A 16,659-nucleotide genomic window follows, 5' to 3' on the forward strand; every position below is an offset into this window, starting at 1 on the left:
GAACTCCTAAAATATTTTCTGTTTTTTTCTGAATAAAATGATTATTTATTTTCGCTCCATCTGGTAATTTTTCTATTTTATTACCTATATATGAGCTCGCACTACGATTATCAGAAGGTTTAATATAGGCAATAAATACACTAGCGATTGCAAAGCTTCCCAAGAATAGCTTTAACGTTCATTTGTTTCCCCCTTTATTCTTATAACGTGAAATCCTCCATCGATACTCGAATTTCATCCGCTGCAACACCAATGTACTATAATGTTTGTCTTTGCGTCGCATGACCAAATAGTTTCATTAAATAATACACATCTTTTTTTCTTTGATAGTAATGGTATCGTGAGGTAGGACGCCAGCGCCTTTACGCTCAGCGTAGGTTTCCAACGTCCCCCTCCCAAACCGGACTTGCAAGTTTCCCTGCATCCGGCTTTCCAGTTATTCGCTAGAGGTTAGGTTTGTTCCGTCGTATCGTCCTCCATGAATATCAAGATGACATTTTTTACAGACTATCAAGGTTTTTCTGTTCTTGGCAGACGTCGTAACTACCCATTTAGGGGTAGGTTTGTTCTTATGCTTGTATTTGTTTTTGACGTCTTTCAATTTCCTAATGTGATGAAAGTTTTGTTCATGTTTCATTCCAACTGTAGATTGTCCTTAAGGAAAAATCTAATTCGCTCCCTAATTTCTAATGCTACCCGTTTACTTCCGCTTATAAAAATGACAAAGTCATCAGCGTATCTATAATAGTCTACCTTCACGTAATCTGGGTCGAAAGGATCATAGACAGGAAGCTTTCGCATCTCGTTGAGATACTCCTGTGCTTCTTCCATCCTTCCTTTCTCTAGTGCCCATCTTCTTTTCCAGTACCATTTCATGTATTGAGGGTTCTTTTTCTTGTATGTACCCTTATTAAACTCCCCAATTATGTTTGATACGAAAATGTCCAGTCCATGAAGATAAATATTGGCCAGAATAGGACTGATAATTCCTCCTTGAGGGGTTCCGGAATACGTGTTGTATTTTGTTTCATTCTCCAGATACCCTGCTTTTAAAAATCTTGCGATGAGTTCAAGAAGTCTTCCATCGTCAATTTTTTTCCTTAAAAATGAGAGGAGTGTATCATGGTTGATATTGTCAAAGAAACCTTTGATGTCTCCTTCTATTGCCCAAACTGCTCCAGTACTGATTTTTTTAATGTCCGTAAGGATTGTATGACAGCTTCTGTTCGGACGAAAACCGTGTGAGCAATTGAGGAAGATAGGCTCATAGATGGCTTCAAGGATTTGTCTTAGGACTTCTTGAACTATCTTATCTTTAATGCTTGGGAGGCCTAACGGCCTTTGCTTACCATCTTTTTTGGGAATGTATTTTCTTCTAACGGGTGTTGGTTGGTATTTCTCTTTTTTGATGTCATCAATGACTTCACTTATCCAAGTCAGATTGAATCCGTCGATAGTCTTTCCATCAGCGCCTGCTGTCATATTTCCTTCTTTTCCTTGAATTTTGGAGTAGGCTTTCAAATAAAACGTTGGGTTTTATAAGTTTCTGTAAAGCCCTTTGAAAGTATATTGTTTATCCTTTTTTGACTTTTCCTCTAGGATTGTAAGAGTTTGTTCAGCATTTCGCACCTCTCGTGCACCTCTCATTCTCTAACAAAATGAATAACCTGCCTTCCTTCGCCATGTAATAGGCTTTCCCTATCTCGAACTACTACGAAGGCTCCGTAGCCATAGCATCTATGCCTTAGGCTATCCCCAGTTGATGTAAGACACATGTTTAGGCGAAACTTAGGTTCCCCGTTCGTCACGTTAACGCATTTCCAATGCTCGGGGAATAAGAAGGAGCTTATCAATAACCGTTCGGCTGATATCGGTATCCTTATTCCGAAGGCGTGTTAACGGATGTACGCCTTCCCCGCAAATAAGAGCCTTATGACTAGGATTCAAGCAGTTTAGCTTTAACCATATTTCGCGTTACTCTTGCAAGACAATCTGATAACCCGCTTCTCAGCTTTCTTGCGTTACCCACATGCTTTGTTCCCTTTCAGCGTTTCCACTTCCGGTAAGTAGGTTGAGTACTGGATATTGCTCCAATCCAGACCTCTATCGAGGCAATGTATCAAACACCCTGTCTGGGCGCACCAAACGTTTTTCTCATGGAATGAGTTCTCCATCTTTCTGAGTCAATCCCACAAGCTTTTGCTGCGTGGTGTAAGAATGTATGAGCCATCTGTCTTGTAATCGGCTTATCTCCTTACCGGCTTAAAAATAACCAATCAGAATCCGCTCGATTACTTGTATACTTCGCAATTTCTTGTTGCAATACAGTATTGAAGTAAACTTCCACCGTTGTTTCTGTTTTCTCCATTTTGATTTTCATGACATTTTTCCCACGAACATCTTTCACACGTAACCGTAAAATGTCGCTAATTCGTAAACCTGTGTTAATTCCAAAGTAGAACAGAAAATAATTTCGATACGAAGAATTCTGCAATAACCAATCTTTCATTTCTTCAACTTTTTCTAATGATCGAATAGGTTCCTTTGCGCCAGGTTGTCTTCCTCCTTTCGCCATATAAAATGACCTCCTAACACTGTATTGTTAACTATAATATGTAAAATTCTCAATGTCTTTTTACGAAATGTGCAACGAAAGAATCCAGTAATACCATGCAAAAGCGCATCGCATCATATCACTGATTTTTTACGAGTTTAACATTTGGTATCTTGTGTAAATTTCATTTTTAATTGTGCGGTTCTTATTGTTACAAAAAAACAGTTTGGAATACTTAATTCTTGACATATCTTTTTTGTACCGTACTAAATATGATTTGTATTTATCTACATTTTCAAAAACTAAATGATAGACGTAGAATCAGCATCTCTAAACGAATCTAATTTTTAAATATTCAGACAACTATTGCTATTTTCATGTTTTCTATAGCTTAAAATCATAAGGGTTGAGTTCTGTGTCGCTTTTTTGAACTGTTAAAACATGAAATAAACTTGATGTTTTATTGATTTTGATAAAAAGTGTCACAGAATCATAATTCTATGTCACTTTTTGTTTAAAATATGATTATTCTAAAATATTAGATTCACTTGAAGATGCTAGATTTAGGCCTCGAAAATGGTATGTTGTAAACATTCTATACGAGGACCAAATCTCCTTTAGAAAAAATGATAGACTAAGATTTGTATAAGGAACAAGAAAATATATAAAATTACATATTCCAATCTCGTTCATTATTTTGTATAATTATAAAAATTAGAAATATCAGTTTTTTGCATAGGGAGGAATTCGGGATGTCAATTGCTATCGCAGTCTTAACATTTATTGGGGGAGTGGCTCCATTAGTAGCCCAGTTATTAAAAGCATTCATGTAGTTTATCATCTATATCCTGTTATAAAAGAGATAGAATATTCTTTATTTTCATTTATTTGCCCCTTTGGGGCTTTTTATATGAAAATAAAGCATCACAAGTATACGGGGGGTTATAGTGTTTAGGCAAAATTTATACTCATAATGAATATCCTTACTATCAAAGACCGCTCGTTTTTCTTAGCTCGATGATGATGGTACCGTACCCTAAAAATAAACGGTTGAAAAGGATGACATCTATAGAAGAAAGGATATATATCTATGACAGTACCATTACAGTTTCTATATAAAACAAACAGTATCATTTATTTTAATAGTATTCCGTAACAAAAAGGTGATTCTTATCCAAGAACCACCTTTTTATCCATTATAGGAGAGCAGTTAAAAAGGAAAACTTACATCGTTTATTACGTGCGCACCCTTACTTTCTTATTTTGTACAGATTCTCCTAGAATATACAGCATAGGAGGAATGAACGAGTTGTCTGTTTTCTAAGGGGACCCCGTATAAGCAAGTTAGAAAAATTCATTTCAAGTTATTTATTTTTTGCATCATAACCTGCTTGTTCAGCTGCAATTCTAGAAAAACCTAGGACACCAGCTCCAAATTGGGCACTATGGATTAAAAAAAGTGTATAGATGGGAGATACTTGATATGCTGGGTTTACTTTCATTATTTTTATACTCCTATTGATTTTGTATGGTGTAAAAAAGAAATCATGAGATAAAAGTTCCGGGTAGATCTCCTCGTGTACTATTTTGGTAATGTAGAACCGGAATGTGTAATATTGGGGTTTACATGGATACGAATTTGACATGTAGTGAAATATTGTTTTCCATGTTCCCAGTTCCTCTCGATGGTTTTCCATTTTTTATAGTCTTTACGCTGATATACATCTCCTATTCCTAAGACATCTAGTTTATATTGTTTTTGTATGCGCTGTATCGTACTTTGTAATTGTTCTGTCATTTCCTTCGCTAGTAAGTTATGTAATTGTTCTACTGAAAAATGACGATACAAAGAGGGGTGTATTTCTGAAAATTTCCCACCTACTGTCACATATAGATCTACTTTAGGATGTTTTGGGTTCCTAATATCTAGTTTCATACGATGGTGTACACGTTGAAATTCATATGTGATGGGTTGTTTCTGCATTAAAATGGTAAAAATTCCTCTTACCTGTGAACCAGTCATGTAATTTAAGGAGGCTGTATCTTGTGCAGATAAAATCGTAATGAAACGGTTATCTTTTCCTCTAAATAAAGCCGCCCCACTTAATGCCATTCCTTGTTTTGTTTGAAATAAAACGGGAAGTATAAAGCTTTTCTTGGCAAGGATCTTACTATGGATATCACCAATTCGTTTTTTCTCTACCATTTGGGCATTTTTTTGTGTATGTTCTGATAACATTTCAACGTATTTGGCAGGTAAATATTCAGGACCTGCATTTTGCTCTAAAATAGGTTCGGCGTTCCCCTTCGATACAAAGAGTCGAATATTTCTTCGCATTGCGTCGTCACGTGTGTACACATCTAAAATACGTTGTAACATATACGGTGTTTGTAGGAGTTTGTCAGAGAAAATAATTACTTGTATGTGTGGAAAAAATAACGGACGACTAATTTTTTTGGCAATCATGCGGAAATGAGCAAAAATACTTTCTCCTGTAGCACTTAAATTAATATAATTTTTTTGTGTAGATGTGCCACGCTCTGAGGTACTAAGTGTATTAGGTAATACCAGTTGATAGGTTCCTTTGATTCCCGACCCTTGTGCTTGATCATAAGCGGCGCCAACAACAAACCCTAATTCTTCGATTTCTCTTCGCTCCGCACACGCACACAATAGACAAAGAAGGGAACTAGCAAAAATGAGTTTCAGAATCGCTTTCATATACACTCCTTCTGTTAAGAATTGGTATGTATAATAGCGTGTGTCGTTTGAAGTATAAATATGTAAGAAAACAGAAATCTGACTCGCATAGAATGGGTTTTTGCAATAAAAATGGGGTGATTTTATTTGTCACCTATCTTAGAGGGTCAATGTAAAGGGATTCAAGTAAAAAAATACTAGGATGTTATTGTACAACCCACACTCATATGATGTTTAGCATTGTACGACATATAAGAATGAGATACAGAAATAATCCCGTGAGAAGTATATATTTCATATAAGTTGTATCATAGAAATCACTAAAAAGTAGGATACCTATAATGGTAATCAACATAATAGATAATAAAACGACTGGATGCAAATAGAGCGGATTTTTGGTTACATAGATGACGTAACAAGAAAAAGAAATCATGAATAATAAGAAAGCAACGAAATTAGATTTATACATGCGAGAATTCCTTTCTCAAAAAAATATGTAAGCATTGACGAATTGCAGCGAATCTGTATGTGTTTTGTACGAAGGATGTCGAATCAAACATTTGTTTAAAACATAAAAATTGGGATAGAGGTCCTCTATCGTTGATACATCAACATTTTACCGTCATGGAAATCCCCTTGATAGGCAGTGTGTATTCGCCATATGTTGCAATTGAGTCATGGGATAGTAAAAAATATGAAAAAAGATTGAGCGAATGCGCTCAATCTTCCAAATAACAGCTTACCATAGCTTATAAAATAGAATAGCAAACCTGTATCTGTTTGTTTTAATACTTCTGTTATTTCGTATCTTCAAATACATGCAATGCATCTTTACGGAGCGTATCTTTTTCAGTATCTGACTTTTTGAAGTCGTATTGATATAAAGCGGATTCCCAGTCCCCATACATTGGATTTGGGAACATAATAAACTTTTCTCCAAATACTTCGTGCATCTCTTCTACAGCTTGATTTCTATCTTGTACAGATTTTTCATCAAATCCGGTAAAATCAGATAAATTATCTCCAAAGAATAAAACAATATCATGATCTGACGCAACTTTTTTTCTTCGTTCTTCTTTTCCTTTTTCTTCTTTTCCTTGCAATAAGACATGCTCCTTATCAGCTTGTGGAATATTCAATTTCTGTAAGTTTTGTAAAGTAGCATCTAATTGACTCTGTTTGCGATTTGAGATGTAGTAGATCGCCACACCTTTTTCATTTGCATATTGTAAAAAGGAAACGGCACCAGGAAGAGCTTCTGCTTTAGCTTGTTGAATCCATTCTTCCCATTTATAGGGATATCCTTTTCCTGTTTTCACGGTCATGGCCTGATACGGACTATTATCCACAACCGTTTCATCTAAATCTAAAACGATGGCAGCCTTTTTTTCGGTACCTTTGGCAAGTGCAGTGTCTAATTTCATTTTCCCTATATTATATCCTTGATGATAGAGCGCTTTGACTTCTCCGGCCGTTTGATACCAAGCATCGGCCATAACTTGCTGTTCGGTTAGTGAAGATGGTTGTTTCGGCTGTGTTTGTGGTGACTGACACCCCATAAGAGAAAGAGAAAAAAGTGTTAAAGCTATACTTGTTTTAAAAATGGGTTTCATTGTGTATCACACTCCTAGGTGTATGTTTTGTATGATATGCGCTTACTTTACGGGAATTATACCGAAAATACAATACTCTTTTATTAGAAAAATACCTTCGATTATTTTAAGGGTTATTATAGATCTGTGTATTCGTTTTAATTCATTTGCATGTTTGTTCTACTCCACATAAATCAAAAACGTTTATTAGCCAATCTGAAGAGTTTGTTTCAAATGAAGTAGTATACAGTTGGTACACAAAACCATTCATTTCATATAAATTGGCTGGATTAACATGATCAAACCTAAAATATATAATGATAATCAAATCATACATCTGTTGTTGTTCATTTTCAATTGCATTCCTCCCCATTCAAATCTCCTTTAAAGTTAACCTTACTGTGTAAAAAATTTTGATATAACTTAGGTTAACTCATTTGCATCAAATAAAAGACTATTTCAGGTAGAAACCAAACAGAACAAATTCAATGAAGAACTTCGAACTGTATACAAATTGGGCTTTTCTTAATTGTTCCGAAGCTAAATAATCACACAAAAACATTGTTTTAATCACTTTTCCTAATTCTTGAAATGCTAAAAAGGTTGGATGAGAGCTATTCTTAGAAAATTGTTTCAAAAAGGCTTCTGTATCAGCAGTATTTACTCGTAGTGCTGTCGCATACTTAACCATTTCGTTATATTGCCGCTTAATTAAGTCCCAATTAATAGCTCGTTTCGCAATGACAAGAGACAAATCGTCATAACAATCTGTTGTAGAAACTTTATAGAGCTTTTGAGACTGAATATTTTTAAAACGTGGCAATAGTTCAAAACCTAGTAAATGACAAAAGGCGAATCCAACTGTACTTTGACCATGTGTATCTACATAATTACGATCTATCTCTTTATCCGTATCATGATTAAGTAATCCATGTAACATGGCAGCCACTTCAGAAGAATTAGGTGCGTTTACTTGAGAATAAATGCACATTGATTTTTCCTCAACATGCCAATAAACAGAAACACCTGGCCCACGATATCTAGGAAACCATTGTGTCCTTAGATTTTGATCGTAAGCTACTACGCGTGAGGAATCTGAAGCACATGGAGTGGTACCTTGGCCCCAAAGAGGTTCGGCTCGTTCAGTTAAAATTGCATTTACTATACTTTGATTTGCAATTCTTAAATTTTCTACATGTATGTACTTTCTTTTACATATAAAAGTGCTTTATATTGCATACTGGGATCACCCGAAGATACCCGTTTAATTCCCGTATTTGTCCCTATACCATACAAACAGAGCAATAATCTTTTTTGGAGTTCATCCCAATCTAATCGTTGGTGAGTAGCTAAGCTTTAGAAGTGATTGATAAAACCAGTTCTTAGCGCTGTCTCTTTCAAAATATCAATCAAATTTGTCATCCACCAACGGTTGGACAGTTCTCTTTTTAGATGACCTAATTGTTTCGGTCCTGGGCTTAATCCATTTGGAGCTATTGATATCCACCCATTATGTTTACTTAAAATTTTCACTTTTTTATTCTTAAGGATATTATTGTTTAACATATCTAGTTTTGCACGTAGTTGTTGTAGGTCACCTATTTTCTCTTGAGATTCTAAAGATAGATTTAATTCTTCATAAATGTTGGATACGATTTTCCTCAAAATCAGCTGGTAAATACTCTTCTGGATTCCGATAACGATGAGAAAAAGCAACCCCAATTTCTCGACATTTCAATTTATCTTTTAAAGCATGTAAAACGCAGATTTCATAGTTTATTCGATTCACACGTATATCTCCATTTTTATCTTCTGTTACAACTAAATCATACCATTTCCTTGGAATGATTTCTGTTCCAAGCGGAATATCTTCATGCGGTGAAAATGTGATTTGTTTAGAACCATCATAACTTCGTAGAAGTTCAATCACTTCAATAACAGGCCGATGAAGATGATTGTTCGACTTAAAATTAAGCAGTTTTAATATCTCTGTTACTGCAGTACGATAGGAACTGCTATAAGAATTTCGAATTTCCCAGTGAACTTTTTGTTGATACATAGACTTTTTATACTTTAATTCTTTAACAATATCCTCAAGGATTTGTGGCTTTACGACTGGAAACAAGGTGTCTTTTATAGTCCCTTCGGGATTTTGAAGTGCTGTTTCGAGCAAATCAATTAACATTTTGTTTTTTCCAAACACTTTTTTTACCTCTAAAATCATTTCCATTTTCACTTTTTTCTCAGCACGACCATCAATTTTATGAATAAGGGTAATAAGAAGCTCAATTAAGTTGTCATTCAATTCTTTTATTTTTAACCAGAAAAAAGTGGCGAGTAATGTATACTGAATCGGATTCTTGTGACGTTGCAACTCTGTTTTATCCTCAGAAATAGCACGTAACCTGTATTTCTGAAGTACTTTAGGTGGGATTTTAGAAAATAAATTCATAGGTAGTTCTAAAGCTAGCAAAGTTTTTAATTTATCAAGTTCAGTAAATAACGTGACTTGGCTTAAACGTCCAGGTCCCATTGTTAATTTTCGGAATGTAATTTCTGATGTTGCGCTTTCATTAGAACCGCTTTCTTGATTTTCTAAATGTCCCCAGTAGTCCAATAACTCATCGATTTTTTTCAAAGTACTAGTTGAAAGATTTTTATACGTTTCTTGATAAAAATCTTGTTCTCTTTGAAAAATAAGTTGCTGAACCAGTGGATTTATCTGCCACTCAGAAGGAGCTACAATTTTCTCTGTTCGATACTTGATATATAAATGTTTCTTCATCTTGTTCTTCTTTAAAACCAAAAAAATCAAGTATTTCTTGTTTATGTTTTCTAGCTGTTTTAGAATCAAGAATGTAAGTGTGATAGGAATTTAAAGAAAGATTTAATTGTTTAGAAAGAAAGTGTAGCATGTCAGATGGAATTTGACTTTTTTTCATTGGGAATTGATGAAACAATTGAAAATACTTGAGCAAAGCTGCAAAACCGATTCTAGTTAGTTTATATAGGGACTTATCCTTTCTAAATCTCGGCGTGAAAAGCGATAACCTTCATTTTTGAGTAGCCATAAAATTTCTGTGATCTCTATTACATTTTGAAAAACTACAAAATTGGTGATTAAGCCTAACGTAAACAATGCACAAATGATAGCGCACAATGAAAATAGAATAAAATAATAGAAGTAGAAAATAATACATATAAAAATGAACGAGGTGCAATGACGATGAAGCTATTTCCAAATTCTAAACAGTACCTGAATCCATATCCATTTTTCAAGAAAATGCGTTGTGATTACCCTATAGTTTATGATGACTCACAACAAGTATGGGGGATATATCGATATGAAGATGTTAACCGGATTATCACTGATTATAAAATATTTTCTTCCGATTTTTCTCAAAGTAATAATTCGCAACTAGAACAACGTCCGAAAACTTTACTTACTTCTGATCCACCTATACACAAAAATTTACGTAATCTAGTATTTAAAGCTTTTTCTCCTAAAGTAATCCAAGATATGGAACCACGGATTACACAAATTGTAAATGAGTTGATTAATAACATGAAAAATAAAAGTCAAATCGAGCTCATACAAGACTTTGCGGCCCCATTGCCAACGATTGTCATTGCTGAAATGTTAGGTATTCCGACAGAGGATAGAGGTATGTTTAAAAATTGGGCAGATAAACTTTTAAGTACCGAAGGCGAATTTAATCTGAATAATAGACCGGATCGACAAACTGTATTAGAAGAAATGAATCAATATTTTCGGCAGATTATTAAACAACGCCGGATACATATGGGGGCAGATTTAATTAGTGCACTTATTCGCGCAGAAATAGACGGAGAACGATTATCTGAAATCGAACTACTGTCCTTTTGTGAAATCCTTTTATTAGCCGGTCACATTACGACGGTGAATTTAATTGGTAATGCTATTTGGAGTTTTACGGAGCGCCCTCAAATACTGGAACAAATCCGTTGTAATCAGACATTAATACCTTCCGCGATTGAAGAGGTACTTCGTTATAAATCTCCGATTCAATTAGTGGCACGGGTTGCCAAGCAAGATGTCAAGATAGGCGATCAAATGTTAAAAGAAGGAGACCGCATTCTTGCATGGATCGGTTCAGCAAATCATGATGAGAATCAATTTGAAAATGCAAATCAATTTTGTGTAAATCGCAATCCCAATCCACACATAGCATTCGGACATGGAATCCATTTTTGTCTTGGTGCCCCACTTGCTCGCTTAGAGACCCGAATAGGTCTTACATCGTTACTGAATACTTTTTCTCATATTCAACGTAATCCTACTGTTACATTAGAAAGTACCGGTAGTTTTTTAATATACGGATTAAAATATCTACACTTAGAAGTAGAGCGATAAACCGGTGTTACTCATGTTAGAACAAGAGCCCAAGATGGCATCACTTGCAAAAGGTTTAAGTCTACAACTACAAATCAGCCAAGAACAATACAATAATTGGTAAAGATTAAAAACACCGTGATAATTATAAATATTTAAAAATAAAGAACCATCATGCTGTTTTTAGCCCTTTTTGAGAAAGGAATGAAGATTTTTTCATTCTGATACTAACTACACTCAACTATAACAAAACAAAAAGCCCTGGATACATTGAAGTGAACCCGAATAGTGGTACATGAAAAAAACACCTCCTGAATTCGCATACTAAGTATGCAAATTCATTGGAGGTGTTTTTCGTTTGAAGACAAGAGTTCATTACCCAGAAGAAGTAAAGTGGAAAGTGATTGAAATGAAAAAGGATGGATATTCCAATTGGACAATTATGGAGAAGCTTGGAATTAAAAATGTTTCCCAAATTAAGACGTGGATGAAGTGGTATCGTACCGATCAAACGTACCGTTTTCAACAACCTGTAGGAAAACAATATTCTTATGGAAAAGGACCAAAAGAGCTCAGTGAATTAGAACAGCTACGTTTAGAAAATAAACATCTAAAAACAAAATTACTTGTATGGGGAAAGTATCTGGAAATCGAAAGGGGCTGAAACCAGAAACTGTAGTTACTTTATGGAGAAATGTACAAACAAAAATAACGGTAAAAGACTTGTGTAACGTATTAGAATTACCCCGTTCTACATTTTATCGTTGGTTACAACGAACGGAAGATCTGAAAGATGATATAGAAGAAAAAGTAAAGGACGTCTGTCTTAGGCATAAATTCCGGTATGGATATCGAAGAGTGACCGCTACTCTTCGAAAAATGGGACTGTGTGTCAATCATAAAAAAGTATTACGAATCATGAGACAAAATCATATTCTTTCAAAAGTGCGTCGAAAGAAAAAGAAATATATCAATGGTGCGGAACCAATGGTAGCCCCTCATCGATTGGAGCGCCAATTCGATGCATCCAAACCAAATGAAAAGTGGTTTACGGATGTGACGTATCTCTTATTTGGAGAGCGTACCTTGTATGTATCAACGATCATGGATGCCTTTAATCGTGAAATGATTAGTTGTGTCATCAGCGAATCACAAACACTGACATTAGCGATGAAAACATTGAAACAAGCAATGAGAGGGCGAAAAGTAAAAGATGTCCTTCTTCACTCGGATCAAGGAAGTATTTATACAGCAAAAGAATTTCAAGCGTATGCCAAAGAAAACGGCATGATCACCAGCATGTCCCGGAGAGGAAATTGCCATGATAATGCCGTCATGGAAAGCTTCTTTGGTCATTTAAAAAGTGAAGCTTTCTATTCACAAAAGATAACAAAAGTATCCAACACAACTGTGCGAAAGATTGTGCTAGAATACATTCATTACTACAATTGTGTGCGAATTCAAGAAAAATTAAACCACCTATCCCCTAAAGAATTTAGGGAACAAGTGGTTTAGGTGTTTTGATTGGTGTCCCGTTTTCGGGGTTCACTTCAACATATCCAAGCCTTTTTGTCAGCAAGTACATACTCGTCTAGAACAAATAACACGTTACTCGAAAACTCTGTTAGTATAGCAAATAATGCAGTTTTCAGCAATGAGATGTTTCTTGCTACTTCTTATTTCTTTTTTGTCGTGTGGGGCCAATTTAGCGAGTGGCTCTACAAAGAAGGAATGGTTGCCGTACCCCTTATTCCTCTTCACTAACAGAAGAGAAACGATGAAGCTTTCCCGAACATTTGAATTTTCATCCTAAAGAAATACGCGTGAAAATTACATGTATAATATATAAAAACGTCTTTGTTATTTAATTGTCAAGGGATGAGATACTTCATATGATTTCCCATTATATTTCGCTGTAATCACAATTGTATAGGTGCCCTTCGGTACCTTCTTTTTATTTTTATCTTTTCCATCCCATTTAAATTGTTGATACCCTTTAGATGGATGTCGTGTGTCCATTAAAGTCGCAGAAAATGGTTGCTGCTCCACTGTATGTCCTGTAATAGAAATTGTTAACTGTTTTGGTGGGAATGGTGTATCATATTCTAACAAATAAGGGAATTGGTTACGCGAAACTGTCTCTTCGCCATGAACAATTGATAAAAATGGATAATCTTTTGGATCTACTGACACGATATACGGGATATGCATTTGTTCCTTACCTTGTCCAAGCGAAATCAACCCTATATGTTTATCTATTGTAAGAGAGGTATCTACCTGTAACTTGACAGGAATTTCAATCGTCTGATGGGCAGGAATGGTAATATACTCTGGTATATTTATGTCTACTTTCCCATCTAATAATTGATTTTGAGTAGATAAAGTACGATTCTTATTTGATACATTCTCAATTCTTAATGTTTGAGTCACGGTTTGAACTCCTGTATTTGCATGTAAGAAACCGAAATTTAGATTATTCGTTAAGGGTAATATTTCTGCCCGTAAAGCTTTTTCAATATTAATTTGTCCTGATCCCTGTGCCAAAGGGGTTGTGACTTGACCAGATCGTTCTGTAAGTAATGTGGTCGTACTCGTAAGAGCTGCACGGATTTCATAAGGTGTCCAGTCCGGATGCTCTTGCTTGAGTAACGCCGCGGCGCCTGTCACATAAGGGGCTGCCATACTCGTCCCAGACATAATAGCGTACCCCTTCTTTTGTGAGGAGGGCATTTCCTCTAAATTCAGTGGGAATGTACTTTCTATATCCACTCCTGGTGCAGCTAAATCAGGTTTTATTCCCCAAGAACCTACCGTAGGTCCATGCGAGCTGCTAGAATCAACTCGTGCCTCTGTGTCATTTGAAATGGTTACTATTTTTTGTTCTTGAGCTGCCTTTATTAACATTCCCTTTTCCTCTTTCGAAATCCCTATCAGTACAGGAATTTTTTCTTGGATATTCAACATTGTCCTATATAAAGATGCATACTGTTTGACCGATTTGTTTTCATCATTCAGACTATCCAAAATAGCTACTACACCCCGTTTTTGAAGTTCTTGTAAAGTATTCATAGCTTGTTCACCATTGAAATCCGCATTTTCAATCACCACAATTTTATTTTTGAAGTCAGTTTCCTTTTGTATGCTATCAAGATTGAAATCATGTAAATACACAATACCATACTCTCCCGTATGCAATGTTTGATTTTTGTCCAGTAGATGAAGCCCAATTTCTTTTTGTATACCTGGAATTTGTAATATCGTTTCTTTTATCCCCTGCGCCTTTGCATTCCCTACCGTGATAGCCTCTGGTGTACTAGCTAAACTATGTATAGACCACTGTGTAGGTCCTGCATTCCCTGCAGCTACTACCACCGTAATATTACGATTGATCGCTTTTCGAATTGCTTGATTTAATGGTGTATCAGTACCATCAATATTTTCTCCTAATGATAAATTAATAATTTGTGCTCCATCTTTAATCGCTTGCTCAATGGCTTTTATAATCGCTTGAGGACCTCCTCTGGAACCACCCCAAACACGGTATGCTAGAATGGATGCATCTGGCGCTATTCCTTTCATCGCTCCGTTTGCAGCAATAATGCCCGCTACATGTGTACCATGTCCATCCCTATCTTCAGGGACCGTATCATTATCGAGAAAATCATATCCTTTTACATAATTTTGTTTGAGATCTGGGTGTGTAACATCTATACCAGAATCTATTACAGCAACTTTTACACCCTTGCCTGTAAGTGATTTATTTGTAGGTATTGTGTCAGCGTAACAATAGGAATGCATACTGGATGCGATAATAATGGAACTCAAAGTTATTTGAATACTTTTTTTCATGTGGTGTCTCCTCCTTAGCAAGTATGTTTCTATCAAACAAAGCTGGTTATCTAACATACTTTATATAAAAAAAGAAGGAAGAGACATCGATTAAGCTTACAAATAGATGACAAGTTTGTAAGAAAGCAACGTATTTTTAGTACAAATAAATGATAAATTTAACAAAAAAAGAGGATTTCTATTGGGTGTTTTTGTAAGAGGTTACTCTTTCTTATTTCTCCTTTTTGGGAGATAGTTAAAGATAAAAAATCTCGAATTATTTTTCATCTTATTCTTTCTCTAGTGAAGGATCTTGCTGAAGCTGTGTACGTATTTCTTTACAAACAAAGAACAGGTTATTGAAATAATCTGTTCTTAAATAAATAATACAATTTTTGTATAAATCACATCATTATATTAATTTTCTTCCCGAAGCACAATCCTCTTATACAATTAAACTGTAATGAAATAGTAAATGGAGTAAATCACTACGAAAATATGAATCCGGCAAAAGAACACTAACCATGTTCATACCAACGGATACGTGAACAATACCGACAATTGCTGGGACTACAAATACAAAAAATTATTCTTTATAAATCGATTGTGTTAATACCGGTTTTGGTACAAAAATAATAAGGATATAGAGAGAACAAAAGATTCCTAACGAAATTTAACTTTATGCTATTAAACTAAAGCGTTTATTGATAAGATATATCTGCCTTTGGACAGTGGAGAAGTTTGTCCTTTTTTGAGCTTCTATTCCAGTAATTATTTTCGCACCAGAACCTAGAATACATAGTAATCCGGATTATTTATTTTACATATGGAATTTTCTCAATATTTGTCAATAGTGATGTATGGTAAAATCATAGTGGACATGAAGCCCTTTCCATTGTTCATAAAAATAACCAAAAAGAAAAAACGCTTTCGTAAGTGATTGCGTTTTTTCTTTTTGGTGAAATATTCTCGTTATTTCTGTTTTATCCACAGATCATTCCGTAAGATATTTCTCAACCTATGAAATCTAGTCAATCAAAATTCAGTATTGTATGGTTGTATATGCCATATACAACACTTTATTGGAGGGATTTTACAAGATGAAATCGAGAAAAAATAAATCTATTGTTATTCCAGGTATACTTGCTTGTTGTAGTTTTATGATAGGGGCTCCCTGTTCTGCTACGGCTTTACCAACAGGAGAAAACATCATAGATTTTTCAAGACAAGTTGTAGATGCATCACCAAATCAAATGGGTAACTCTACATCGTATCAATACACAGGATCAGAATGGTTAGATATTACACAAGTATTTCAAAAAAATAATAATGTCTACCTTCGACTAGCTCCAGAAGGAATGATGGATGCACCAGGACCATTGGTTTTACCTAAAAAAATGAGTGACTTATTTATAAGAAATACAAACAATTTAAAAGGATGGTATATATATAAATATATGCGTTATACAAATTATCCACATGTACAAGAACTTCGATTTGATTTTTATGATAAGAATCAGCAATACCAAGGAACAGCATCCACTACCTATTGGTTACTTTAATTCCCTTATCACTAACGTAAAATAGTAATTTGGGATGGGAGGTTCCGGTG

General features: G+C 35.1%; 10 protein-coding genes and 4 pseudogenes. 3 read left to right on the forward strand and 11 right to left on the reverse strand.

The features are described 5' to 3' along the window. Nucleotides 1-436 precede the first annotated feature (436 nt). The 9 genes and pseudogenes from MHI28_RS36285 to MHI28_RS36295 form a co-directional block, all read right to left on the reverse strand. Nucleotides 437-637, reverse strand: coding sequence for an HNH endonuclease (locus tag MHI28_RS36285; RefSeq protein ID WP_445661803.1), 201 nt, complete (start codon nucleotides 635-637; stop codon nucleotides 437-439). After that, a complete protein-coding gene (locus MHI28_RS32055) occupies nucleotides 634-1,482 on the reverse strand; it encodes a reverse transcriptase domain-containing protein (protein ID WP_340828596.1) in 849 nt (282 codons plus the stop codon). The genes MHI28_RS36285 and MHI28_RS32055 overlap by 4 nt, the downstream gene beginning before the upstream one ends. A 772-nt stretch (nucleotides 1,483-2,254) precedes the next feature. After that, nucleotides 2,255-2,575, reverse strand: coding sequence for a tyrosine-type recombinase/integrase (locus MHI28_RS32060; protein ID WP_340828597.1), 321 nt, complete (start codon nucleotides 2,573-2,575; stop codon nucleotides 2,255-2,257). A gap of 1,358 nt (nucleotides 2,576-3,933) precedes the next feature. Beyond that, a pseudogene (locus MHI28_RS32065) lies at nucleotides 3,934-4,056 on the reverse strand (GerAB/ArcD/ProY family transporter); the annotation flags it as partial. 80 nt (nucleotides 4,057-4,136) lie between these two features. After that, a complete protein-coding gene (locus MHI28_RS32070) occupies nucleotides 4,137-5,276 on the reverse strand; it encodes a Ger(x)C family spore germination protein (protein ID WP_340828598.1) in 1,140 nt (379 codons plus the stop codon). A 776-nt stretch (nucleotides 5,277-6,052) separates the two neighbouring features. After that, on the reverse strand, nucleotides 6,053-6,868 hold the full coding sequence (locus MHI28_RS32075; protein WP_340828599.1) for a 5'-nucleotidase, lipoprotein e(P4) family: 816 nt from the start codon (nucleotides 6,866-6,868) through the stop codon (nucleotides 6,053-6,055). Nucleotides 6,869-7,010: 142 nt separating this feature from the next. Next, nucleotides 7,011-7,220 carry a hypothetical protein gene (locus MHI28_RS32080; protein WP_340828600.1) on the reverse strand — a complete coding sequence of 70 codons (210 nt, stop codon included), beginning with the start codon at nucleotides 7,218-7,220 and terminating at the stop codon, nucleotides 7,011-7,013. Between the two features lie 147 nt (nucleotides 7,221-7,367). Next, a pseudogene (locus tag MHI28_RS36290) lies at nucleotides 7,368-9,861 on the reverse strand (Tn3 family transposase); the annotation flags it as partial. Next, a pseudogene (locus MHI28_RS36295) lies at nucleotides 9,852-9,971 on the reverse strand (Tn3 family transposase); the annotation flags it as partial. The pseudogenes MHI28_RS36290 and MHI28_RS36295, both read right to left, overlap by 10 nt. 102 nt (nucleotides 9,972-10,073) lie before the next feature. Between MHI28_RS36295 and MHI28_RS32110 the strand changes: the two are divergent. Together MHI28_RS32110 and MHI28_RS32115 are read left to right on the forward strand one after the other, a co-directional pair. Further along, nucleotides 10,074-11,240 (forward strand): cytochrome P450, encoded by a 1,167-nt coding sequence (locus tag MHI28_RS32110; RefSeq protein ID WP_340828604.1) that lies wholly within the window; start codon nucleotides 10,074-10,076, stop codon nucleotides 11,238-11,240. A 337-nt stretch (nucleotides 11,241-11,577) separates the two neighbouring features. Next, nucleotides 11,578-12,734, forward strand: a protein-coding gene (locus MHI28_RS32115; RefSeq protein ID WP_340828016.1) for an IS3-like element ISBt2 family transposase whose coding sequence is annotated in 2 segments (ribosomal slippage) — nucleotides 11,578-11,830 and nucleotides 11,830-12,734 — 1,158 coding nt in all. Because the reading frame shifts where the segments join, the coding sequence is not laid out codon by codon here. A 345-nt stretch (nucleotides 12,735-13,079) separates the two neighbouring features. Here MHI28_RS32115 and MHI28_RS32120 read toward each other — a convergent pair. Together MHI28_RS32120 and MHI28_RS32125 are read right to left on the reverse strand one after the other, a co-directional pair. After that, entirely contained in the window at nucleotides 13,080-15,068 is a 1,989-nt protein-coding gene (locus tag MHI28_RS32120; RefSeq protein ID WP_340828605.1) for a S8 family serine peptidase, read from the reverse strand. A gap of 432 nt (nucleotides 15,069-15,500) precedes the next feature. Then, a pseudogene (locus MHI28_RS32125) lies at nucleotides 15,501-15,681 on the reverse strand (hypothetical protein); the annotation flags it as partial. 466 nt (nucleotides 15,682-16,147) lie between these two features. Here MHI28_RS32125 and MHI28_RS32130 point away from each other — a divergent pair. Further along, complete coding sequence (locus MHI28_RS32130; protein WP_340828606.1) at nucleotides 16,148-16,609, forward strand: hypothetical protein; 462 nt, start codon at nucleotides 16,148-16,150, stop codon at nucleotides 16,607-16,609. Nucleotides 16,610-16,659: the final 50 nt, after the last annotated feature.

Source organism: Bacillus sp. FSL K6-0268 (genome assembly GCF_038005425.1).
Classification (GTDB): Bacteria; Bacillota; Bacilli; order Bacillales; family Bacillaceae_G; genus Bacillus_A; species Bacillus_A thuringiensis_S.